This window comes from Rhodanobacter sp. OK091 (assembly GCF_900142825.1).
Taxonomy (GTDB): domain Bacteria; phylum Pseudomonadota; class Gammaproteobacteria; order Xanthomonadales; family Rhodanobacteraceae; genus Rhodanobacter.
Genome location: NZ_FRCH01000007.1, coordinates 17,079 through 40,713, shown reverse-complemented (window position 1 = coordinate 40,713; position 23,635 = coordinate 17,079). Strand labels below are relative to the sequence as shown.

Below are 23,635 nucleotides of genomic sequence, written 5' to 3'. Positions count from 1 at the left end.
GGGCACAAAAAACCCACCGGTTTGACGGAGGTGGGGACCGCTTGTAGAGGAGTTTCTACGCTCCTTGCAAACGAGTCTGCTACTGCAGTGGAGGGGTGTCAAGACAGGTTTTGTCGCTATCGCTGTCGTCCATGACAGGGTGGAAAACCTCAGCCCGTTTTTGATTGCCGCTGCTGTTGCTGTTGCCTTTGATCTTCAACCCCCTTGTGAGGCGGTGAGTCGTGGACGACAGGCCGGCAGGGGAGTCGACACGATGTCGACTCCTTTTCGACAGCACATGGATGTGCTGTCGAAAAGCCCGGCCGCGGCTCACGGACTTGCCGGGCGCAGCCCGGCAAGCGCCGAGGAGGGTGGCCTTCTCTTTGGTGACTTTCTCTTGGCCATTCAAGAGAAAGTCACTCGCGCGCCGAAGGCGCACGAAAGCTCTTGCTTCAACGAAAACGCAGCTCACGGGATAGGCTCCCCCGCGCGAGGAACGACAACGAAACAGGGGTCAGAGTGAGATGGCCCGGGTTTCGTGTCATACGAGGTACCGTTAGTTCGTCGGTTCTCCATTGACCTGTAAAGTCGCGATGGCAAAGTCTGCGGCCATCTTCCTGACTGCATCGACGGTACTCGGCGTATTGCCGCTCATGTATGTCCCCTCAGCAATCATGTGCCCTTTTACGAGCAGATGCGTCATGCCAATCACCATTGGGATGGTTGAGGCGTTGGTCGTTGTGGCGCCAACTATTACGCTTCCGTACGCATGCGGAATGTCAATTGATACAACCGGATACCCGTTTGCTGCCACACGTGTTGAGATCGAGATACCACCCTGCTTCAGCACATCTGGATGTTTCGCATCGTATTCATTTGCCGACGTAGCCATTTGAGCAATCAATTGGGCATCTTTTGTCTTAAACGCCGTGATCGCCCTCTGAAATAGGTTGAGTGGTACGTCATACAGTCTTGGGTCATTGGGTTGAACCACTGTGGCAAACCTAAAACTCTGACTCGCCTGCCCGCTGTTCACTGCGAGGATGAAGGTATGTTCAGCGAATCCAGTGAGCAGTGTCGCTCGGTCCCCTTGAAGAGCACGAAGACCAGCGGCGAGCTTTGGTGATTCGTCGATCGTAACTGGGGTCAGTCCTACCGGGACGGGTATGAGGGCGGTTACGCCGGGAGACAAAACAACACTGACAGGCGATGTGGCCGGGCGTTGTGACGGAGTCGAAGCGCAGCCAGCAAGCAACGCGACCGCCAGTGATGCGGTGATCATAAAACGCATTGAACTCTCCCCCTAGAATTAAACGCTTCGAAACAGGGGGCGGAGTCGACTTTCTAAAGTGCACTCTGACCCCTATTTCGCACTCTGACCTCTGTTTCCTTTATTCAATCACCACATAGAAAGGGTTGCTCATTCCTACCTGCACTTGGTCCACTTTTCTGATTAGGAATGCCTCAACCATATGCACGCCGCGGTAGCTTAGTTGCTCCCAACGCGTATGGTCAGGTTTTGACAATTCAAATCCTCCCCGAAGGGAGTTCCGGCGGGCTGCCACAGGCCCTGTGTTCGTCACTCGCCATTCCGTCCGATAGGCATCCGCGCTCGCACTACCCAAGAGATGTGCAGTAAATCGGATGTATTGGTCGCTCTCCAGGGCCTCGCCATTGGCAATCCGCTTCATGAGTCGCCCGTCCTTGAACGGCGCAATCCATGCCTGAACCCCAATGTTCATCTGAAGATTCGTGGCATCCCAAGCTGGAGTTTTTCGCCAACATGGCGCTGCAACCTCGGGGCTAAGCGCGGCTAAACCGTGTTCACGAATGACATCCACGTCGTCCGTGGTGGCAAGGATTCCGCGTTCCGAGTTGGCATTCGCTTCGACCTTAGTGAGCTTTGCCTTGCCAAAGTCATCACCAAAGACTTTGCGCCACTTCTCAAGGCTCTTTGCTTGGTCGGCCTCCTCGTAAGCCTCGTCAACCCAGCCTCGGTAACGGTGGATCTGCGTCCGGAAGTTCTGATATTGGACATCGGTCCATCCTGATGCCTGATCCTCAGAGGCCAATACCGGGTTAAACACACTTGGTCGAAACGGCTTAGTCTGTAGCCACGTATCCAGCCGACCAAGGACCGTCTTCAGCGCCGAAGGCAAATCCTTGAAGCCATCATTGTCCTTGTCACCCGGATAGATTTGAAGTCCAAGCAAAGTCGTGAGCAAGAACGAAGGGCAAGTAAAGGTGGTTTTGATGTCACGTAGATATTTCAGTAACCGGGTTACCTTCCGCAGATAGTTGTTTCCGCCATCAGAATTCCTGTCCTTTATCCACTTTGTGTAGTCCTCTGGCGCGGATGCCTCGAAACTGTTCGTGACACGGTTACACACCTCAACCGAGCCTTCGTATGTGCGTCCCAGCACGCAAGGCGCGATGTCCATCTTTCGGTCATTTACATATTCAATGGTGGCGCAGTGCGAGAAACGCCTTACTTTGTCTTTATAGGTGCCGCTTCCTTCGAACACCTTCATCAGTTCGTCAACGTAGTCGCACGCTTCCCAACCCTCAACCGGCTGCACGAAGACGATGATATCTGCATCGAAAGGATTGCCCTCGACTGGCCGAATGATGGTTTGATGGGCCCAAGATCCGTGTCGAAAATAGGAAGACACCTTTGGTGTATAGGTGGAGTTCCGGATGAATTTTTTGATGGCCTCAAATGAATCATCGAGGTTCTGTAAGCGAGTGCTGTTGATATTGACGACGTCCTTCAGGAAATCGTCAAAACTGTTCACATGCTTCACAGGGCGCCCCTCCCGTTCACGGAGACAGCAAGGCGCTTAATGAACTCCTCGACTCCAACATGCATCTTCGGTTCCATACGGCTTCGCTTGAGCTTATAGAGAATATTGCTGACCAATGGGCTAGTTGCTCGGTGCAAAAAAATGGCGTCTTGCAGCTGCCGCGACCGCCCTTGAGCATCATCGTGTGACGAAGCATCAATAAATTTGTCGATGGACGCCTCTATTTCGTCTAACAGCCTGGATAGCGTGATTTCCGTGTCTTTATGGCGGCGACGCTCCCGCTCCAGCCACATGACGAGCGGAACGAAGGGCACGAGCTTCGTCAAAACGAAATCGGCAAATGATGTGCCCAGAATAAAGCCCGATGCTAAGAGCGCTGCAACAATTACCAGCTCAAACCAAAGAATACAGCGGGCATAGTGATTTCGCAGCGCGGCGTCATACCAAAGGTTGGTACGTTGGCATGCCAATCGAGCCAGGTGAAGCGGAAGTCCTTGGACGCTCGCTGGATACCAATTGGGAAACGTCTTCTCCACGCTCGCAGATAGCTTGTCCCCTCCCAATTCAAAGACATCTTCTGGGATAACTTTCTTTGTTGCTGTGAAACTGTTCCAGGGAACGTCCAGGACGAGGCAATCGAACTGCTCCTGCAAGCGAGCCGAGAGTTTAATTTGCTCTTTTTGCCAGCGGTCCAGGCAATAAAAGTCCAACATGGCGACGAGGAGGGCTACGAAGCTTACCCAGGGCTTGCCTCCTTGCCACCAAGCGGCAGCGACGACGGATGCCACGGGCAAAATTAGGGCCGCGATGAAGTAGGCCCTTTGCGCGCGCTTTACGCGGTCAAGCGTGCGGCGACGTGCGCGGAGGAGCGTCAGCGCTTCCGCACTGTTCTGCAACGAAACGATAGCGTTCAAATCCCCTACTCCCAACCTTGGTTGTCTTGGATAGTCGGCGCCTCTCCCACGGCCGATTTCGTTATAGATTTGTGGCGGCCATCACACATTTCAAGATATCGCCACTTCTACTGATTCGAGATTGGCGACCACTACATGATGCGGCTCATGCCTATTAGCCGCATGCGAAGTGTCCACACGGATGTCCACGCACCGTTTCCCTCAGGCACAAAAAAGCCCTGAAAAAAGTCAGGGCCTTTTGCAATCTGGCGGAGAGAGTGGAATTTGAACCCAGGTACGCTTACACGTACGCCTGATTTCGAGTCAGATGCACCTCACCCGCACTTCGAATACCCACAATTCAAACACGTCTGACACCCATCCATCAGCACCAACGCCTGCGTATTGCACTTCACGCACAACGTGGCACCGGGCGGGAAGCCGGAAGATTCGGTGTCGCCGGACGTTTTCGCGGCTGAAGCCGCTCCCACAGGGGCCGCGGTTACGTCAGCCTTTTTTTTTGCGCCAGCCTGCTCGTACGCGGCGCGCTTCTCGGCGATCAGCTTGCGGGTGGCCTCGTCCATTTCCGGGTCGTGGATCATGCCGATGTTCTTCATGTGCTGCTCGATCACCGCGCCGATCTCGGCGACGATGCTGGGCATGTAGACGCCGCCGGACTTGAAGTAGCCGCCGCGGGGGTCGAACACGGCTTTCAGCTCTTCCACGATGAAGGTGACGTCGCCGCCTTTGCGGAACACGGCGGACAGGATGCGGGTGAGCGCCACGATCCACTGGAAGTGATCCATGTTTTTCGAGTTGATGAAGACCTCGAACGGGCGGCGCTGTTCGTGCGGGGTGCCGGCGTTGAGCACGATGTCGTTGATGGTGACGTACAACGCGTGCTCGAACAGCGGCGACTTGACCTTGAAGGTGGAGCCGACCAGGGTCTCGGGGCGCTCCACGCTTTCGTGCATCTGGATCACTTCGGCCTGGCGCGGCTCTTTCGGCGCGGCGGCGGCGGTGACCGGGTTGGCGGCAACCTTGTCTTCGGGTTTGACCACGTTGTAGCCAGTGATCTTCTTGTCGATCTTGATCGCCATGGTGTTCGCTTCTTTTTAAAGTGTTGATGCCGGAGTGGACGCGGCGTGATGCGAAAAACATGCGGCCCGGCGCACGGCCGGGCCGCATGCGGTGTCGCTTACTTCCGTTTTGCAGCGGCCTTCTTGCCGGCGGCAGCTTTTTTCATGGCTGGCTTGGCCGACTTGACGCTCGCCTTCTTGCTGGCAGTGGACCTCTTTGCCGTCTTGGCGACGGCTTTCTTGCTGGCGGACTTCTTCGCTGCCGCCTTCTTGGGTGCGGCCTTCTTGCTGGCCGACTTTTTGCTGCTGACCTTCTTTGCGACCTTGGCGGCTTTCTTCTTCACCACCTTGGCGACTTTCTTGGCGACCTTCTTCACCGCTTTCTTGGCGGCGGAGGCCTTCTTGGCGACTTTCTTGACCGCCTTTTTCACGGCTTTCTTGGCGGCTGCTTTCTTCGGTGCCGCCTTCTTGGCCGGTGCCTTCTTGGCCACCTTCTTGGCGGCGGCCTTCTTCACGGCTTTCTTGGCCGCTGCCTTTTTCTTGGGCGCGGCCTTTTTGGCAGCGGCCTTTTTCGGCGCAGCTTTCTTGGCCGCTGCCTTCTTCGGCGCGGCTTTCTTTGCGGCGGCCTTCTTCGGCGCCGCCTTCTTGGCGGCAGCCTTCTTCGCTACGGGCTTCTTCGCCACGGGCGCAGCCGCCGGCGCGGCCGGCGCGACCGCGGGTACGTCGGGCAGCACAGGCAAGACGACGGCCGGTGCGTCGACGGCCGGTGCAGCGCTGTTGTTCATTTCAATTTCGTTGTCGATGGACATGCTGATGTTCCCCTCCGATGGACCGCTTGAGTTGCCGCACGCCGCGGCGTGCGATGGTCAGAACTTGTCGTGAGCCTTTATTGCATGAGGCTCAAAACTTGCCGTAATACCCTTCCTTCAAGGCATCGAAGAGGTTGGCGGCGGAGTGCATTTCGCCGTCGTATTCCACCTGCTCATTGCCTTTCAGTTCGACAACACTACCGTCCTCCAGCTCGAAGCGGTAGAGGGTGCTTTCAAGATCGGATTCCTTGACCAGCACGCCCTGGAATGCGGCGGGGTTGAAGCGGAACGTGGTGCATCCTTTCAGGCCTTGTTTGTAGGCGTAGAAATAGATGTCCTTGAAGTCTTCGTAAGGGTAATCGGTGGGCACGTTCGCGGTCTTGGAGATCGAGGAATCGATCCACTTCTGCGAGGCCGCCTGGATGTCGACATGCTCTTTCGGGCTGATGTCGTCGGCGGAAACGAAGTAGTCGGGCAGCTTGTTGGCGGCCTCGTCGGTGAACACTTTGGCGTCGGCGTTGATCAGAGCGCGGTAGGCCAGCAGCTCGAAGCTGAGCACCTCGACCTTTTCCTTGGATTTCTTGCCTTCGCGGATCACGTTGCGCGAGTAGCTGTGCGCAAAGCTGGGCTCGATGCCGTTGCTGGCGTTGTTGGCCAGCGACAGCGAGATGGTGCCGGTGGGCGCGATCGAGCTGTGGTGGGTGAAGCGCGCGCCGGTCTCGGCCAGCTCGGCGACCAGGTTAGGCGCCACGCTGGCGATGCGCTGCATGTAGCGCGAGTACTTGGCGTGCAGCACGCGGCCGGGGATGGAGTCGCCGACCTTGTAGCCGTCGGCGACCATTTCCGGGCGCTTGCGCAGCATGTCGCCGGTGACGGTGAAGTCGCGCAGCAGGATGGGCGCGGCGCCCTTCTCCTTGGCCAGCTCCAGCGCCATTTCCCAGCCGGCCACGGCCATCTCGCGCGAGACTTCCTCGGTGAACGCGACGGCTTCTTCGCTGCCGTAGCGGTGCTTGAGCATGGTGACGGTGGAACCGAGGCCGAGGAAGCCCATGCCGTGGCGGCGCTTGGACATGATCTCGTTGCGCTGCTGCTCCAGCGGCAGGCCGTTGATCTCGACCACGTTGTCGAGCATGCGGGTGAATACCTTCACCACTTCGCGGTACTCGTCCCAGTCGAAGCGCGCCTTGGGGCCGAACGGATCGCGCACGAAGGTGGTCAGGTTGATCGAGCCGAGCAGGCAGGAGCCGTACGGCGGCAACGGCTGCTCGCCGCAGGGGTTGGTCGCGCGGATGTGCTCGCACCACCAGTTGTTGTTCATCTCGTTGACCTTGTCGATCAGGATGAAACCGGGCTCGGCGTAGTCGTACGTCGAGACCATGATCATGTCCCACAGGTGCCGCGCACGGATGTGGCTGTAGATCTTGCAGGCGACCAGGCCGTCTTCGCGATCGACGTAGTTCTCGTGGGTCGGCCATTCGCGCCAGACCACCTTGGTCGGGTCGTCGACGTCGATCTCGTCTTTTTCCTTGACGTGCACCGGGAACACCAGCGGCCAGTCCTGGTCGTGCTCGACCGCTTCCATGAAGCCGTCGGTGATCAGCAGCGACAGGTTGAACTGGCGCAGCCGGCCGTCTTCGCGCTTGGCGCGGATGAATTCCTTGGCGTCCGGATGGCTGATGTCGAACGTGCCCATCTGCGCGCCGCGGCGACCGCCGGCGGACGAGACGGTGAAGCACATCTTGTCGTAGATATCCATGAACGACAGCGGGCCGCTGGTGTACGCGCCGGCGCCCGACACGTACGCGCCGCGCGGGCGCAGCGTGGAGAATTCGTAGCCGATGCCGCAGCCGGCCTTCAAGGTGAGGCCGGCTTCGTGCACCTTCTCCAGGATGTCGTCCATCGAATCGCGGATGGTGCCGGAGACGGTGCAGTTGATGGTGGAGGTGGCTGGCTTATGCGCCAGCGCGCCCGCGTTGGACGTGATGCGGCCGGCGGGGATCGCACCGCGGCGCAGCGCCCACAGGAAACGCTCGTACCAGTGGCTGCGCAGCTCGTCGCTGACTTCCACGTCGGACAGCGCGCGCGCCACGCGCTGATACGTGCCGTCGATGGTGAGATCGACCGGCTCGCCGGACTTCGCCTTCAGGCGATATTTCTTGTCCCAAATGTCGTACGACGCGGGTTGTAGTGGAATGTCCACGACGGCATCACGACCTGTGGCTGAATGGGTGATTGGTGCACGCAATGTGCTCATCGGCTTCCTGACCTTTCGGTGTGGCCTTGCGGCCCCCGTTGATTTTTTATTTGATTAACGACGGTGTTGTTCACGCTACGTCCGCTGCAGCCAACAGGTCGTGAGGATTGCCCTCCAGACCTTGTGCCACTTGTTTCCGACGACAACGACTCCCCCCGAAGAGTGCGATGGCCGATACCAGAGCTTGTCTCGGCGCTGGCACTAGAACACAAGATGTTGTGGTTGCTATCGGGTAGGCAAGTTAACCCTCACGACACTGGAAGTAAAGAGCCTACGGCAGCATTTCAAGAGGATGGAACCGCCGCGCCGAGGTCCGGTCGAACCAGCGCCGCTTTCATCGCTACCTTTCATCGCTATCCAAGATCCACAGGAGCCTTCCATGTCGCAGCACCCCCGCTTCCTGCCCTGGCTGACCGGCTTGCTGGCCGCCGCCGTCATCGGCATCGCGCCGGGCGTCGGCCGTGCCGCCACCTTGCCCGCGACGGTCGGCGGCCAGCCGATGCCGTCGCTGGCGCCGATGCTGACGCGGGTGACCCCGGCGGTGGTGAACATCTCCACCAAGACCCGGGTGCAGGTGCGCGACGCGTATTTCGACGACCCGATGGTGCGCCAGTTCTTCGGCCTGCCCGCGACGCCGCGCGAACGGGTGGAGCAGAGCCTGGGCTCGGGCGTGATCGTGGATGCGGCCAAGGGCTATGTGCTGACCAACAACCATGTGGTGGGCGGCGCCGACGATATCAGTGTGACTTTGCAGGACGGACGCACGCTCAAGGGCAAGCTGATCGGCACCGACCCGGACACCGATGTGGCGGTGGTGCAGATCGCCGCCAACAACCTGCAGGCGGTGCCGCTGGCCGATTCGTCGCGCTTGCAGGTGGGCGACTATGTGGTCGCGGTGGGCGATCCGTTCGGGCTGGGCCAGACGGTGACTGCCGGCATCGTCTCCGCGCTGGGCCGTTCGGGGCTCGGCAGCCCCAATTCGGGAAGCTCGGGCTTTCAGAACTTCATCCAGACCGACGCTTCGATCAACCCCGGCAACTCCGGCGGTGCGCTGGTCAATCTGCGCGGCGAACTGGTCGGTATCAACACCATGATTTTTTCGCCGTCGGGCGGCAACGTCGGCATCGGCTTTGCGATACCCACCGCGATCACCACCGAGGTGATGGCGCAACTGGTGGCGCACGGCAAGGTGCAGCGCGGCAGCCTGGGCTTGCAGACGCAGACGATCACGCCGCGCATCGCCCAGCTGCTGAAGCTGAAGGACGACAACGGCGTGGTGGTTACCGGCGTCGGCAACGACTCGGCCGCCGCCCGCGCCGGCCTGCAACCGGGCGACGTGCTGACCACGCTCAACGGCAAGCCGCTGCGCAGCGAACAGGAGCTGCGCAATGCCGAAGGCCTGTTGCCGCTGGGCAGCGCGGTGCAGCTGGGCGTGCTGCGCGACGGCCATAGCCGCCAGGTCAGCGCCACGCTGAGCGCGGAGAAGCTGGACAGCGTCGACGGCGACAAGCTCGATCCGCGCCTCGCCGGCGTGCGCTTCAGCGACTTGAGCGAGAGCCAGCGCAGCCAGGGTCTCTACGGCGTGGCGATCAGCGCGGTGCAACCGGGCAGCCGCGCCGCGCGGGCCGGCCTGAGCGCTGACGACCTGGTGATCGGCGTGGGCAACCAGCGCATCACCAGTCTGCGCATGCTGCGCGGCCTGGCCAACGTGCATGTGCGCCAACTGGTGCTGGTAGTCGCCGATGCCGATGGCAGCCGGTACGTGGTGGTCAATTGAGGAGCATCCGAACAAGCTTCCACTCGCCGCCGAAATGCTGTGGGAGCGACTTCAGTCGCGATGGCCGCGGCAGCGGCCCGCAGCAACGCGGCGTTGCCACTGCTCGGTGCAAAACCGGGCAGCACGGCGCGCTGCCACACCGTCGCGACTGAAGTCGCTCCCACAAAGCAGGCCACAGCCGAGGCCGGCGAAACCGTGTCACGGGTCGCCGACCGGCCGTGTCACGGCGCACAGCCTGAGGCACGCCTTTACGCAAATGCATGAAAACGCTTGATGTTCTGCATTCAGGCCGATGAAATAGCGTTTCCAGTTCACCTTGTGTGCGCCTACAAGGCTGCATACTTGCGCCTACATAAACCACCTACATCACGCCGGGGCTTCCCATCATCATGTCCGTTCGCATTACCCGCTTGCTGTCCGTCGCCCTGATCGGGGCCTGCTTCATCACCGCACCGGCATTCGCCAAGTCCCACCCCAAGGCCAAGGCCAGCGCGCCCGCGAAGGGCCCCACCCTGATCTGGCGCGGCGATGTAGCGACCGCCAACGGCGTCGTCGAAGAAGTGGCGCAGGCGTGGGAAAAGAGCGGGCACGGCCATATCGAACTGCAGCCGTTCAACACCGCCTCGGGCATCGACGCGGTGGCCAGCGGTACCGCGGACCTGGCCGGCAGCGCGCGCCCCGGCGACGGCAGCGCGCAGAACGCGAACCTCACGTTCACTCCGGTGGCGTGGGACGGTCTGGTGATCATCACCCAGTCGTCCAACCCGATCCGGGGGCTTACGCTGAAGCAGGTGCACGACATCTATTACGGCAAGATCCACAACTGGAGCGAGGTCGGCGGCAGCAACGCGCCGATCGACGTGTACGCGGTGGCCAGCCCCGGTGACGGCGTGGAATACAGCTTGCGCAGCCTGCTGTTCGGTCGCGGCAACCAGCCGGTCGCCGCGCCGCGGCTGTACGTCAACACGCGCAAGCTGGAAGAAGGCATTTCGCTGAACCCGAACGGCTTCGGTGTCGCCACGCTCGCCGGCATCAGCGGCAACCCGAAGGTCAAGGCGATCCCGATCAACGGCAAGCCGGCCACCGTGGCCAACATCGCCGACGGCAGCTATCCGTTGTTCATTCCGCTCTACCTGGTGACCAACCCGAGCAGCCCGAAGGCCGCCGCGGCGCAGTCCTTCGTCGACTTCCTGCAGACCGATCCGGCCAAGGCCGCGCTGCGCAAGCATGCGGTATTGCCGTATCAGGACGGCAGCGCGCTGGCCTCGATGGACGGCTCGCGCCGCAGCGACATCCTCGCCGAAGTCGGCGCCCGCGCCAGCCATATCACGCCGGTCTCCGCGCCGGGCGCCACGTATGCTTCCCGCGTCGCAGTGGCCCCGACCTCGCCCGATACGCTGGCGGCGAAGATGGCGCTGGAAAATCGCCGCGCCGAGGACAAGGAAACCGCCCGACTCACCCGGGTCAACGGCAGCGTGGCGAACGTCACCGTCAGCAGCGTGGCTTATGCCAACGGCAGCGCCACCACGGTCAGCCAGGCCAACGGCAAGGATTTCGGCAAGGTGACGGCAGGCGTCAGCCAGACCGGTCCGACGACCTACAAGGTGAGCAAGGGCGACACGCTGTCCGCCATCGCCAAGCGGCATACGGTCGATGTGGCCCAGCTGCGCGAGTGGAACCACCTGAAGAACGACCAGATCAAGCTCGGCCAGGTGCTTCGCGTCAGCAACCGCTGAGTCCGCCGAGTCTTGCTGGCGTGCCCGTGCCGATACTCGCGCTGACGCTGGATCTGGACGACACCTTGTGGCCGGTGCTGCCGGCACTGCAACGCGCCGACCAGGCGGTGGACGCCTGGCTGCAGCAGCACCATCCCGAGGTCGCTCGCGCGTGGCCGATCGCGGCCATGCGCGAGTTGCGCGATCAGGTCGCCGCGGAGCGGCTCGACCTGGCGCATGACTTCACCTCCCAGCGCCAGCTCACCATGCAGCATGCGTTCGCCGCCTGCGGCATCGCCGCGGCGCCGATCGAGGCGTTGTGGGAAATCTACTTCGCTGCGCGCAACAGCGTGGAGCTGTATCCGGACAGCCTGCCGGCGCTGCAGCGGATCACCGCACGCTGGCCGCTGGCGAGCCTGACCAACGGCAATGCCGACCTGCGGCGCATCGGCATCCATGCGCATTTCGCCCATCACATCTGCGCCCGCGACAGCGGCGTGGCCAAGCCCGATCCGCGGATCTTCCTGGCCGCCGCCGAGCGGCTGGGCGTGGCGCCCGATCGGATCCTGCACGTCGGCGACGATCCGGAAATGGATGTCGCCGGCGCGCGCGACGCCGGCCTGCGCACCGCCTGGATCAACCGCGACGGCCAGCCGTGGCCGGCCGAACTGGGCGCACCGCCCGAGCTGGATCTGCGCGACATGACCGCGCTGGCGGACTGGCTCGACGCGCAGCATCCGGTCGCCGGTATTTAACCCGGCACATAGTCAAGCAGCGGGCAAAACGCGCATCATTGCCGACCGATCGTCACGAGTCCGGCGCGCTCGATGCGCCACAAGCCAGAAGGATTCCGCATGTCCGCCTTGATCGAACGCCAGTCCGGCGCCCGCCACAGCATCGCCATCGAGACCACCGATGCCGCGCATTACGCGGCGACGCGCCGGCGGCTCAGTGCGGCGCAGCGGCGCTGGTTGAGCGACAGCGGCTTCGCGGCGACGGCGGGCAGCTTCGCGCTGCTGTCCGATCCCGCCGGCAAGCTGGTGCGCGTGCTGGCCGGCGTCGATCCGCGCGATCCGTTGTCCGCCCTGGCTGCGCTGCCGTGCAGCCTGCCCGAGGCGAACTATCACCTCGCCGCCGAAAGCGTGCTGACCGATCCGGCGCTGGCGGCGCTGGGCTGGGCGCTGGGTGCGTATCAGTTCAACCGCTATCGCCAGCCCAAGCGCGCACCGGCCCGGCTCGCCGTGACCGCTGCCGAGCTGCAGCAGCTGGCGCCGCTGGTGGAGGCGACCGCGCAGGTGCGCGACCTGGTCAACACGCCGACCGAGGAGATGGGCCCGCGGCACCTGGCCGATGCGATCAAGCAGCTCGGCAAGACGCACAAGGCGAAGGTGCGCGAGTGGGTCGGCGACGACTTGCTCAAGGCCAATTTTCCGACCATCCACGCGGTCGGCCGCGCCAGCCATCGCGCACCGCGGCTGATCGAGCTGAGCTGGGGCAAGGCGGACGATCCCAAGCTGGTGGTGATCGGCAAGGGCGTGTGTTTCGACACCGGCGGGCTCGACCTGAAATCGTCCGACGGCATGCGCTGGATGAAGAAGGACATGGGCGGCGCCGCGCATGCGATCGCGCTGGCCGGGCTGATCATGCAGGCGAAGCTGCCGGTGCGGCTGACCTTGCTGGTTCCGGCGGTGGAGAATTCCGTAGCCGGCAATGCGATGCGCCCGGGCGAAGTGATCACCACCCGCGCCGGCCACACCGTCGAGATCGACAACACCGATGCCGAGGGACGGCTGGTGCTGTGCGACGCGCTGGCCTACGGCGCCGAACAGCAGCCCGAACTGATGGTCGATTTCGCCACCCTCACCGGCGCCGCACGAGTGGCGCTGGGACCGGATCTGCCGGCGCTGTTCGCCAACGACGACGGCATCGCCGCCGCCTTGCTGGCCGCCGGCCGCACGGTCAACGATCCGCTGTGGCAGCTGCCGTTGTGGCGGCCGTACCGGCGAATGCTCGATTCGTATCTGGCCGACTTCGCCAATGCCGGCGCGTCGCGCCACGCCGGGGCGATCACCGCGGCGCTGTATCTGGAACGCTTCGTGCCCGACGGCATGCCATGGATGCATCTGGACACCTACGCCTGGAACGACGCCGATCGCCCAGGCCGGCCGCGCGGCGGCGAAGCGATGGGTCTGCGCGCCGTATTTGCGTTTCTGCAAAACCGCTACACGCGCTGACGCACGACGGGCCGGGGTTGCCTCATCGCCCGATCGCGTTCCTATACTGCGCAGGTACGTCCCATAGCGAATCTACCGATGGACAACCCGCCGAACGTCACTCCCGCGACTTGCCGCGCGCAGGCGCATGCCGGATTGCAGCGTGGCGACGCGGCGCTTGCCGAGCAGGCGTTCCTGCGCCTGCTCGACATCCAGCCCGATGACGCGGAAGCGCTGCAGTTTCTGGCTAGCCTCCAGCTCAATCGGGGAAATGCGGCTCGCGCGATCGAGTTGCTGCTGGCGGCGCTACGCACGCAGCCCCAGGACGCGGCCATCCTGCACCAGCTGGGTTCGGCGCAGATGCTGGCCGGGGATCTGCAAGCCGCGGCGGACAGCTTGCGCCAAGGTCTGCAGCTCGGGCCCGGCATGTTCGTGGCGCGGCTGCGCCTGGGCGTCGTGTTCGAGCAGCAGGGGCGCCGGCACGACGCGATGACGGCTTATCTGGGTGCGATCAATGCGGCGCAAGCGCACGGACGCTGGCTCAGCGACGCCACCACCGCGCCAGACGTGCGCGACGCGGTAAAACACGCCATGCAATACGTTGCTGTCGCTCGGCGCGAGCTGTTCGATGCGATCATCGAGCCGCTGCGGCAACGCTACGGACGATCGGAACTGGCGCGCGTCGACCAGTGCCTGTCCATCTATCTCCAGGAACAACCCGCACCGTTCCCGGATCCGCGACAGCGTCCCAAATTCTTGTATTTTCCGGGCATCCCCAGCCAGATCTTCTACCCGCGTGAGCGCTTTCCGGCGCATGCGCGGATCGAGGCTGCCGTCGATGCGATACGCGAGGAACTGCGCGCGGTGCTGTCGGACACGCCGGATGACTTCGTGCCGTTTCTTGGCACCCCTTCGGCCGAGGCGGTGTCGGCGCATCTGCTGGCTTCGTCCAGTACGCAAGAGGCGGCATGGGATGCCTTCTTCTTTTATCGCCACGGCATACGCCATGACGCGAACTGTGCGCGTTGCCCCCGCACCATCGGGCTGCTGGACTCCATGCCGCTGATTCGGGTTCGCGACCACGCCCCGGAAACGCTTTTCTCGGTACTGCGTCCGGGTACGCATATCCTGCCGCACCGTGGCGTCACCAATACTCGCCTGGTCACGCATCTCCCGCTTATCGTGCCGCCGGATTGTGCGTTGCGCGTCGGTGGCGAAACCCATGTGTGGGAGGAAGGCCGCTGCGTCACCTTCGACGATACGTTCGAGCACGAGGCGTGGAACAACAGCGACCAGACCCGCGTGGTATTGATCATGGACAGCTGGAATCCCGATCTCAGCGAAGTGGAGCAGGCGGCAGTGGCCGACCTGGTCGCCGCCATCGGCGACTTCAACCGGTCCGGCGAGACTCCCTTGCAACCCTGACCCCCGTGGGTGCATCAACGGTATGACGACCTCCCGACTCCGAGGCGGCTGTGCGCGTGACCGCTTCTGGGAGTAGTCTTTTGGCGGCTGGATGCCGCAGGCAATCATCGTGGCCTGGCCAATGTACCCCGGAGGGGACTCGACGCACTCGAAGACCGGGAACGAACACCTACATCCACTGGGGAGACCAAATGAAACATGGCATGAATCACTTGTCACTGGCGGTGCGCCTGGCATTGACTGCAGGAATTTTCACGGCAGCGGGTGTCGCCCAGGCGCAGGTACCGCAGGCAGATACGTCCTCGGCAGATCAGACCACGCCGCCGTCCAAGAACAAGGCCAAGACCTTGCAGGCGGTGGTCGTGACCGGCTCGTTGATCCGGCGCATCGACGCCGAAACATCCAGCCCAGTCGTCACACTGGATCGCGCCGCGATCACCAACAACGGCAGTCCGACCCTCGGCAATGTGTTGCAGGCGCTGCCCAGTATCTCCGGCAATGCGACCAATACCCAAAACAACAGCAACGGTGGCGGCGGCGCCAGTCCCACACTCGAAGGTGGCGATGGCGCAGCGCGCGTCTCGTTGCGCGGCCTGGGCACTAACCGCACCTTGGTGATGGTCGATGGCCAGCGTCTTGCCAACGCCGACCTGAACATGATTCCGCAGAACATGATCGAACGCGTGGACGTCTTGGCCGAAGGCGCTTCCACGGTGTACGGCTCGGACGCTATCGGCGGCGTGGTCAACTTCATCCTGCGCAAGGACTTCAAAGGCGCCGAGCTGAGCGTCAACGATGGCATTTCCAGTCACGGCGACGGCCAGCGCCACGGCGGGCAGTTCACCGTGGGCGCCAGTGGCGACCAGGGCAACATCGTCGCAGGCATCGACTACAACAAGTACAACCCGGTGTTGGCGCCCCGTCGGAGCTTCTCCGCGCAGCAGCTGTACCTGTACGCCGGCGGCCCGCAGCCATCGGGCTCCCATACCATCCCTACGGGCCGCCTCCTGGTGCCACAGAACCTGGCTCCGGCGGGCTGCTCGATCAATTCGCAGGGCAACACCTATGTCACCCGCGCCAGCGGCACCGGCAGCAGCCTGGGCGACTACCGCTGCTTCAGCAGCGCGAACGACGTTTATAACTACAACGCCTTCAACTACATCCAGACCCAGCAGGAACGCACCAACGTCTTTGTCATCGGCAACTACAAGTTCAACGACTATGTGACGTTCTTCGCCGACGCGTTCTACAACCACACCAATTCCGCCGGCCAGGATGCCCCCGCACCGACGGGCGTCGGTGATGGTTGGCACGTGCTGGCGAGCAATCCGAACAATCCGTTCGGCGTCACCTTCAGCAGCGGCGCTCTCGGCAACCCGGCCACCAGTGGCTACGCCTTCAACACCCGACTCACGGGCCTTGGCACGCGCCTGCACACCTTCACCACCACTAACGAGCAGTTGAACACCGGCCTGCGCGGCAACTTCGGGGCAAACACCACCTGGATCTGGGACGCCAGCTTCGACTACGGCCATTCCCACCGCGTCCAGACCAACTTCAACGAAGTGAACATACCGGCCTTCCAGGCGGCCATCGATGGTGGCGCGAATATCTTCGACCAGGCCGACCCGACCGTCACCGCGCTGCTGAGGAAGGGTGTGGACGCCCCGGTCTATACCATGACGAACACCATGAAGCAGGCGCAGGCCAACGCGTCGGGCGAACTGTGGGATCTGCCGGCCGGTGCGATGCAGATGTCGGCGGGCGTGCTGTACCGCAAGACCTCGATGAACTACAACGTGACCAGTGATGCGGTCCTCGATCCGGCGACCGGCACCTGTACCGTGTTGCAGGAAGCCTGCGGCTCGCCGGGAGGCGGCAGCGACACGGTGAAGGAGCTTTATGCCGAATCGCTGATCCCGCTACTGACCGGACAGCCTTGGGCCTACTCGCTCAATATCGACCTGGGCGTACGTTATTCGGACTACGACAGCTCGGGCAGCACCACCAACGGCAAGTTCGCCATCGAATATCGCCCCATCGCCGACCTGCTGGTGCGAGGCACCGTATCCCAGGTGTTCCGGGCACCCAACATGGACGAGCTATACGACGGTCGCACGATCGCCGGCCCCAACCTCACGGACCCGTGCGTCGGATTGACCAGCGCACAATTGGCCCAGCATGCTGCCGCCTGTCAGTTTGTGCCGCCGAACTGGAGCGGCAATCCGATCGGCCAGGTTACTGGCTACTACTCGGGTGCGGCCGCCGTGGGCAGCAAACTGAAGCCCGAGCAGGGCAAATCGATCGACATCGGCTTCGTGTATTCGCCGAGCTGGCTCAATGGTCTGTCGAGCAGCCTCGACTTCTGGCATATCTACCTGACCGACATGCTGACACCGGTCACCGCCCAGACGGTGGCCAATTCGTGCTTCGCCAACAACAACAGCCCGTACTGCTCGTACATCAACCGCTATGACAACACCAGCAAGCTGGCCGGCGCGGTCAATTACATCAACACGCCCGTGGTCAACTTGGGCAACCTGAGCACCACCGGCGTCGACTTCACGCTGAACTACGCGGTTCCGCACTTCAACTTGGGCAGCGTGGACCCAGGCAACTTCAAGGCTGGTCTCAACACCACCTATATCTCGACATACAACAACGACTCCACCCCTGGGCAGCCGGGTGCGCGGACCACCAACTACGCGGGCACCTACAGCCAGCAGTTCGGCAATATCTCCCGCTGGCGCGGCACGGTGACGTTGAATTGGGCACTGGGCAACTGGAGCGCGCAGTGGCAGTCGCGCTACGTCCATCGTCTGACCAACCTGAATGCCAACCTCGATACCGGCGCCAGCTCGCCCATGGCGTCCGTGCTGTATCACTCGATCCAGGCAGGTTACGAGTTCAAAAAGATCAACACCCGTTTCGATGTGGGTATCGACAACCTCAGCGACAAGACACCGCCGCTGAGTTACGAGACTGGTTCAAACTACAACGTGGATACGGCCACCTATGACGTCATGGGCCGCTACTACTGGGCTCGCGCCACGGTGAAGTTCTGATCTGATTGGAGAGCAAGCGGATGGCCGCGGAGAAACCGCCGCGGCCATCCCGCTGCTAGGATTCAGGGATGACGGACCACCCTTCGCCATCTTCTGCCGACCTCGCCGCCCGCATGCTCGCGGCGTACAACAGTGGTGATATCGCCACCGTGCTGGCCCTCGGCGAACCCATCGCCGACGCGGACGACGCCGACGAAACCGCTCTGCTGTTGCTGGGCACCGCCCAGCAATCCAGCCTTAGACTCGACGACGCGCTAGCGACTTTTCAGCGGCTGGTGCGGCGCCATCCTGAAACGCCCGAGTACTGGAACAACCTCTCTGTCGTTGCCCGCCAGACAGGCGACCTGGCGATGGCCGAACAAGCGCTGCTGCAAGCCGTGGAGCTGGCGCCACATGAGGCGCAGATCCATTACAACCTCGGCCTGCTCTATGCGCAGCAACAACGCTGGCTACAGGCACGGCAGGCGATGCTCAATGCTGTGCAGCTGGTGCCCGCCTTCATCGACGCACGGCTGCAGGCGGCGTACGCCTGCCATGTCTGCGGCGACAACAATGGCGAGGAAGACATGCTGGCCGGCGCCGTCGACTGGCCGCCACAACCTGCCGAGCAAGCATTGCTCATGGCGACAATGTTATCCACCCAGGGTGATCAGGCGACTGCGTTTCAAATCCTGGATCAAGCGGTACTGCCCAAGGGACCGGATGCGCAGATCATGGAATGGCGCATCGTCGCATTGCGCGCAGCGATTTATGAGCGCAGCAACCAGATCGAGCGCGCTCAGACCGAACTCGCGCAATTGCCACTGAACACACTGGAGGCGTTATCCAAGGCGTCCCCGTCTCTTCTCTCTGCAGCCTGGCAAGCCCATGCGGCCATGGCTGCCCGTGTGGGCGAGCTGGATGACGCCGCCGGTCTATATGAACGCATGCTCGGCTTGGTTGACCAACCCGAATCGCGCGCGAACGCCGCTTTCGGGCTGGCCGGTGCGAGGAGCAAACAGGGGCGCCATCGGGAAGCCTGGCAGGCCGCAGAGATCGCTCATGCTGCGCAATGGGAAATCGCCAGGGACATCGTGCCCGAACTGACCGCCGAGGGCAGCCAGCCACTGTCCATGGCGAGCCATCGCGTGAGTCATCTGGAACATGACCGCTGGACCACGCTATCGGCACCACGCAGCCATGAAAGCCCAGTGTTCGTGGTCGGCTTTCCTCGTTCGGGTACGACACTGCTCGAACAGATGCTCGACTCCCATCCCGATTTTCGCTCGATGGACGAGCGTGGTTTCGTGTACGAGCTGATCGGACGCATGCAGCTCGCCGGGCAATCCTACCCGGAGGATCTTGCCGGGTTGATCCAGCAAGATACGGATCAGTTGCGGGGGATTTATGCCGGTTTGGTGAACAAGGTGATACCTGACCTCGGGGGACAACGACTGGTCGACAAGAATCCGCTCAATATGCTGTGCCTGCCGATGATCGCCCGACTGTTCCCCGAGGCGCGGATCATCCTGTGCCTGCGCCACCCCTGCGACGTGTTGCTTAGCTGCTATATGCTTCCGTTTCGCTCGCCGCCTTTCATGATTCTCTGCTCATCGCTGCAGCGCCTCGCCGAAGGTTATGTGCAGGCCTTCGAACAGTGGCAGCAGCATGTCGAGGTGTTCGCGCCGCAGGTGCTGGAGTGGCGTTACGAATCGGTCGTCAACGACTTCGACGGTCAGGTCGCGCGTCTGGCGCAGTTCCTCGACGTCACCGACGCCTCACCCATGACACGCTTCGCCGAACACGCTCGGCACAAGCGTTTCATCAGCACGCCCAGCTATGCGCAGGTCACCGAAGGTGTTCACCGCAAGGCTCTCGGCCGCTGGCAGAACTATCGCGAACATTTCGATTCCGTGCTGCCGGTGCTGCGGCCGTGGATGGACCGCCTCGGCTACGCCGAATAGCAATCGGTGCACCGTTGCCGCACCCGCATCGCGGATATGCCATATGGCATGACTTCTGGCGTTGTCGCCCCGGGCTGAAAGATTGCATCCTGCCGTTTCAATCCGCCGGTAGGAAACCCTCATGCACCATCGCCTGCACCTGCTCGCCATCAGCGTGGCACTCGGCCTCGCTGCCTGCACCAGCGTACCGGTCGCCAAGACTGGTGCGCCCACCCAGCCGGCGCTGACGGCGCAGACGCTGAACTCCGGTGGCGTGATGCCGGCCGAGCAGGCGCGCGTGCATTTCGATCATGCCGAGCTGCACTTCACGATCGACCCGGCCGGGCAAAGCATCGACGCCAGCGCCACGCTGAGCTTCACCGCCAAATCCGCCACCGACGTGCTGCTGCTGGACCTGGACCGCAACCTGCCGATCGGCGGCATCGCCCTCGACGACCAGCCGCTTGCCGCCACCCGCTGGAGCAATCCGGACGGCCGCCTGCGTATCGCACTGCCGGCACCGCTCGCCAGCGGCGGCAAGGTGCGCGTCACCATCCGCTACGGCGGCAAGCCGCATGTGGCGAAAAAGGCGCCGTGGGACGGCGGCTTTGTCTGGAGTCACACCGCGGACGGCCAGCCATGGATCGCCAGCGCGGTCGAGGGCGAAGGCTGCGACCTGTTCTGGCCGTGCATCGACCATCCGCAGGGCGAGCCCGACCTGGTCGACACCTACGTGACCGTACCGAAGACGCTCGCGGCGCCCGGCAACGGCGTGCTGATCGGCATCACCGAGGAAGGCGATCGGCATACGTATCACTGGCGCGCCAAGCATCCGGACACCTACGCCATCGCGATCAACGTCGGCCCGTTCGATGTACTCAAGGCGGACTACCCCAGCCGCTACGGCAACACCATCCCACTGGAATTCTGGTATCTGCGCGGACAAGAGGCACAGGCGAAAGAACTGTTCGCCGGGTTCCCACGCATGCTGGATTTCTTCGAGCAGGAGATCGGCCCGTATCCCTTCGGCGACGAGAAGATGGGCGTGGTGGAAACCCCGTACCTTGGCATGGAACACCAGACCCTCAACGCCTACGGCAACGACTACAAGCAGGACGGTTACGGTTTCGACCGGCTGCTGCAGCACGAGTTTGCGCATGAGTGGTTCGGCAACCAGATGACCAATGCCGACTGGGACGACATGTGGCTGCACGAGGGTTTCGGCACCTACATGCAGCCGCTGTACAGCCAGTACCTCAACGGCGACGCGGATTACTTCAGCTGGGTGCATGGCCTGCGCCTGATGTTGAGCAACGCCCGCCCCATCGTTTCCGGCAGCAGCAAAACCGAGGAGCAGGTCTACGACGAGAAGACCGGGCCCGGTCAGGACATCTACAACAAGGGTGCGCTGATGCTGCACACGCTGCGGCAGCTGATCGGCGACAAGGATTTCTTCGAAAGCACGCGCCGGCTGGTGTACGGCCGGCCGGATCCGAAACCGGGCAACTTCAGCCCGCGCTATGCCACCACCGACGAGTACATCGCGATCGTCGACAAGGTAACCGGGCGCGATCTGCACTGGTTCTTCGACGTCTATCTCCACGACGCCGCGCTGCCCCGCCTCGACATGCACCACGATGGCGACACGCTCGCGCTGCACTGGGTGACCGAGCATGGCAAGCCGTTCCCGATGCCGGTGGAAGTGCAAGTCGGCGAGGCCGTGCACACCGTGCCGATGACGCAGGGCGAAGGTCGGTTGCAGGTGCCGGCCGGCAGTCTGCTGATCGTCGATCCGCACTCCAAGCTGCTGCGGCAACTGCCGCACATCGATGCATTCCGGCAGTGGATGAAGCAGCAGCGCAAGGCCAAGTCCGCGACGCATTGAGCGCAAGGATGGCCGCCAAGCGCGGGAAGGTGGATCGAGTTGCGTTCATGGCATGGCTCGCATACGACGGCAGGCCGTACTATCGATGGTAGGGAGTCGATGCCCGCTACGAATCGGGCGCTTCCGTCCTATCCATGCCAATGAGGAAAACGAGATGGTCGATACCAGCCGTCGCAACAGCATCAAATGGATGCTGACCAGCGCCGCGGCCGCGCCGCTTGCGCTGCGGGCTACGACGGACACGCGCTGCATCGATCACCGCCTTCAGAGCCCTGCATGGGGCCACGGAACCGAAGGGCAGCGAAAGGCGGACCTGGGCAACGGGACGTATCTCAATCCGATCGTCACCGGCGACCACCCGGACCCGACCATCCTCAAGGATGGCGACGACTACTACATGACGTTTTCGTCGCTGTTCGCCTATCCGGGCCTGATCATCTGGCACTCCACCGACCTGGTGAACTGGACGCCGCTGGGGCCGGCCCTGCACAAGCAGCTCGGCAGCATCTGGGCGGTCGATCTGTGCAAGCACGGGAACCGCTACTTCATTTACCTGCCCGCCAATCCGGGCGGCAAGGGCTGGTCGATCTTTGTGATCTGGGCCGACCGGATCGAAGGGCCATGGAGCGAGCCCATCGACCTCAAGATCAGCGGTTGCATCGACCCGGGCCATATCGTCGGGGAAGACGGCAAGCGCTATCTCTTCGTCAACGGCATCCGGCGGATCCGGCTGACGGACGATGGCCTGGCCACGGATGGATCGCTGGAACCGGCGTACAGCCCGTGGCGATATCCCGATGACTGGGTGGTGGAAGCGTTTTCGCCGGAGGGGCCGAAGCTGCTCCGGCATGACGACTGGTTTTATCTGATCACGGCCGTCGGCGGCACCGCGGGTCCGCCGACCGGGCACATGGTGATCGCGGCCCGCTCGAAATCCATCCATGGCCCGTGGGAACACTGCCCGCACAATCCGCTGGTGCGCACCACCAGCGCCGAAGAGCCGTGGTGGTCGCGCGGACACGCGTCGCTGGTGGAAGGGCCGGCGGGCGATTGGTGGATGGTGTACCACGGCTACGAGAACGGCTTCAGGACACTGGGCCGACAGACGCTGCTGGAACCGGTCGAGTGGACCGGCGATGGCTGGTTCCGGGCCACCGGAGGCGATCTGTCGAAACCGTTGCCCAAGCCCCGGGGTGGCCGCCCCACGCCCACCCGTGCCGCGCTGTCGGACGACTTCGGCACGAACAAGTTCGGGATCCAGTGGTGCTTCCATGACCCGGCGCCGGACGAGATGCAACGTGCCGCGTATGAGAAGCAGGGCCTGCGCATCGTGGCCAAGGGAAGCTCACCTGCCGACAGTTCGCCACTGGTGTGCACGATGGGCGACCGCGGGTACGTCGCCGAAGTCACGATCGACCTGGTCGGCAAGGCCGAAGGCGGGCTACTGCTGTTCTACAACGCGAAAGCCTTCGTCGGCGTCGGCTTCACGCCCGACTACATGAGGACCTTCGAGTACGCGGACGAACAACTGTGGGCACGGCAGCCGATGCACACCTCCCGCGTCCGCATCAGGCTGACCAACGACCGTAACGTGGTGACTTACCACTATTCGCACGACGACGGAAAAACCTGGGCCCGCAACGGGCTGCGGATGGAAGTCTCGGGCATCCATCACAACGTCTTCGGCGGCTTCCTCAGCCTCAAGCTGGGCATCTACAGCGCCGACGAGGGAAGCATCCTCGTTAGCGATTTCAACTATCGCGCGCTGGAGGCCTAGCCCAAAAACAAAGGCAGCGCCGGAGCGCTGCCTTTGTC

General features: G+C 62.7%; 15 protein-coding genes. 9 read left to right on the top strand and 6 right to left on the bottom strand.

Going from position 1 to position 23,635, the window contains the following annotated elements; all coding sequences use genetic code 11:
- Positions 1-535: 535 nt before the first annotated feature.
- The 6 genes from BUA26_RS20335 to BUA26_RS19440 form a co-directional block, all read right to left on the bottom strand.
- Entirely contained in the window at positions 536-1,270 is a 735-nt protein-coding gene (locus tag BUA26_RS20335) for a hypothetical protein (protein ID WP_143154349.1), read from the bottom strand.
- Positions 1,271-1,370: 100 nt separating this feature from the next.
- Positions 1,371-2,783 (bottom strand): SMODS domain-containing nucleotidyltransferase, encoded by a 1,413-nt coding sequence (locus BUA26_RS19460; protein ID WP_072762570.1) that lies wholly within the window; start codon positions 2,781-2,783, stop codon positions 1,371-1,373.
- The gene (locus tag BUA26_RS19455) at positions 2,780-3,697 is read right to left on the bottom strand and encodes an S-4TM family putative pore-forming effector (protein ID WP_072762569.1); all 918 of its coding nucleotides are present in this window, start codon (positions 3,695-3,697) and stop codon (positions 2,780-2,782) included. The genes BUA26_RS19460 and BUA26_RS19455 overlap by 4 nt, the downstream gene beginning before the upstream one ends.
- 314 nt (positions 3,698-4,011) lie before the next feature.
- On the bottom strand, positions 4,012-4,776 hold the full coding sequence (locus BUA26_RS19450) for a TSCPD domain-containing protein (RefSeq protein WP_072762568.1): 765 nt from the start codon (positions 4,774-4,776) through the stop codon (positions 4,012-4,014).
- A 98-nt stretch (positions 4,777-4,874) separates the two neighbouring features.
- The gene (locus tag BUA26_RS19445) at positions 4,875-5,564 is read right to left on the bottom strand and encodes a hypothetical protein (RefSeq protein WP_072762567.1); all 690 of its coding nucleotides are present in this window, start codon (positions 5,562-5,564) and stop codon (positions 4,875-4,877) included.
- Positions 5,565-5,655: 91 nt separating this feature from the next.
- Positions 5,656-7,818: an adenosylcobalamin-dependent ribonucleoside-diphosphate reductase gene (locus tag BUA26_RS19440; RefSeq protein ID WP_072762566.1), complete on the bottom strand. Its 2,163-nt coding sequence runs from the start codon at positions 7,816-7,818 to the stop codon at positions 5,656-5,658.
- Between the two features lie 379 nt (positions 7,819-8,197).
- Between BUA26_RS19440 and BUA26_RS19435 the strand changes: the two genes are divergently transcribed.
- The 9 genes from BUA26_RS19435 to BUA26_RS19395 all read left to right on the top strand — a co-directional run bounded on the left by BUA26_RS19435 (position 8,198) and on the right by BUA26_RS19395 (position 23,597).
- Positions 8,198-9,595 (top strand): Do family serine endopeptidase, encoded by a 1,398-nt coding sequence (locus BUA26_RS19435; RefSeq protein ID WP_072762565.1) that lies wholly within the window; start codon positions 8,198-8,200, stop codon positions 9,593-9,595.
- Between the two features lie 389 nt (positions 9,596-9,984).
- Entirely contained in the window at positions 9,985-11,331 is a 1,347-nt protein-coding gene (locus BUA26_RS19430; protein ID WP_072762564.1) for a LysM peptidoglycan-binding domain-containing protein, read from the top strand.
- A gap of 26 nt (positions 11,332-11,357) precedes the next feature.
- Positions 11,358-12,065, top strand: a complete 708-nt coding sequence (locus BUA26_RS19425; RefSeq protein ID WP_072762580.1) for an HAD family hydrolase — start codon at positions 11,358-11,360, stop codon at positions 12,063-12,065.
- A gap of 99 nt (positions 12,066-12,164) precedes the next feature.
- A complete protein-coding gene (locus BUA26_RS19420; protein WP_072762579.1) occupies positions 12,165-13,544 on the top strand; it encodes a leucyl aminopeptidase family protein in 1,380 nt (459 codons plus the stop codon).
- A gap of 78 nt (positions 13,545-13,622) precedes the next feature.
- On the top strand, positions 13,623-14,948 hold the full coding sequence (locus BUA26_RS19415; RefSeq protein WP_072762563.1) for an aspartyl/asparaginyl beta-hydroxylase domain-containing protein: 1,326 nt from the start codon (positions 13,623-13,625) through the stop codon (positions 14,946-14,948).
- A 203-nt stretch (positions 14,949-15,151) separates the two neighbouring features.
- On the top strand, positions 15,152-18,013 hold the full coding sequence (locus tag BUA26_RS19410) for a TonB-dependent receptor domain-containing protein (protein WP_255368423.1): 2,862 nt from the start codon (positions 15,152-15,154) through the stop codon (positions 18,011-18,013).
- A 68-nt stretch (positions 18,014-18,081) separates the two neighbouring features.
- Positions 18,082-19,956, top strand: coding sequence for a tetratricopeptide repeat-containing sulfotransferase family protein (locus BUA26_RS19405; RefSeq protein WP_072762561.1), 1,875 nt, complete (start codon positions 18,082-18,084; stop codon positions 19,954-19,956).
- 121 nt (positions 19,957-20,077) lie between these two features.
- Complete coding sequence (locus BUA26_RS19400; protein ID WP_072762560.1) at positions 20,078-21,820, top strand: M1 family metallopeptidase; 1,743 nt, start codon at positions 20,078-20,080, stop codon at positions 21,818-21,820.
- Positions 21,821-21,974: 154 nt separating this feature from the next.
- Complete coding sequence (locus BUA26_RS19395; RefSeq protein WP_072762559.1) at positions 21,975-23,597, top strand: family 43 glycosylhydrolase; 1,623 nt, start codon at positions 21,975-21,977, stop codon at positions 23,595-23,597.
- Positions 23,598-23,635 lie beyond the last annotated feature (38 nt).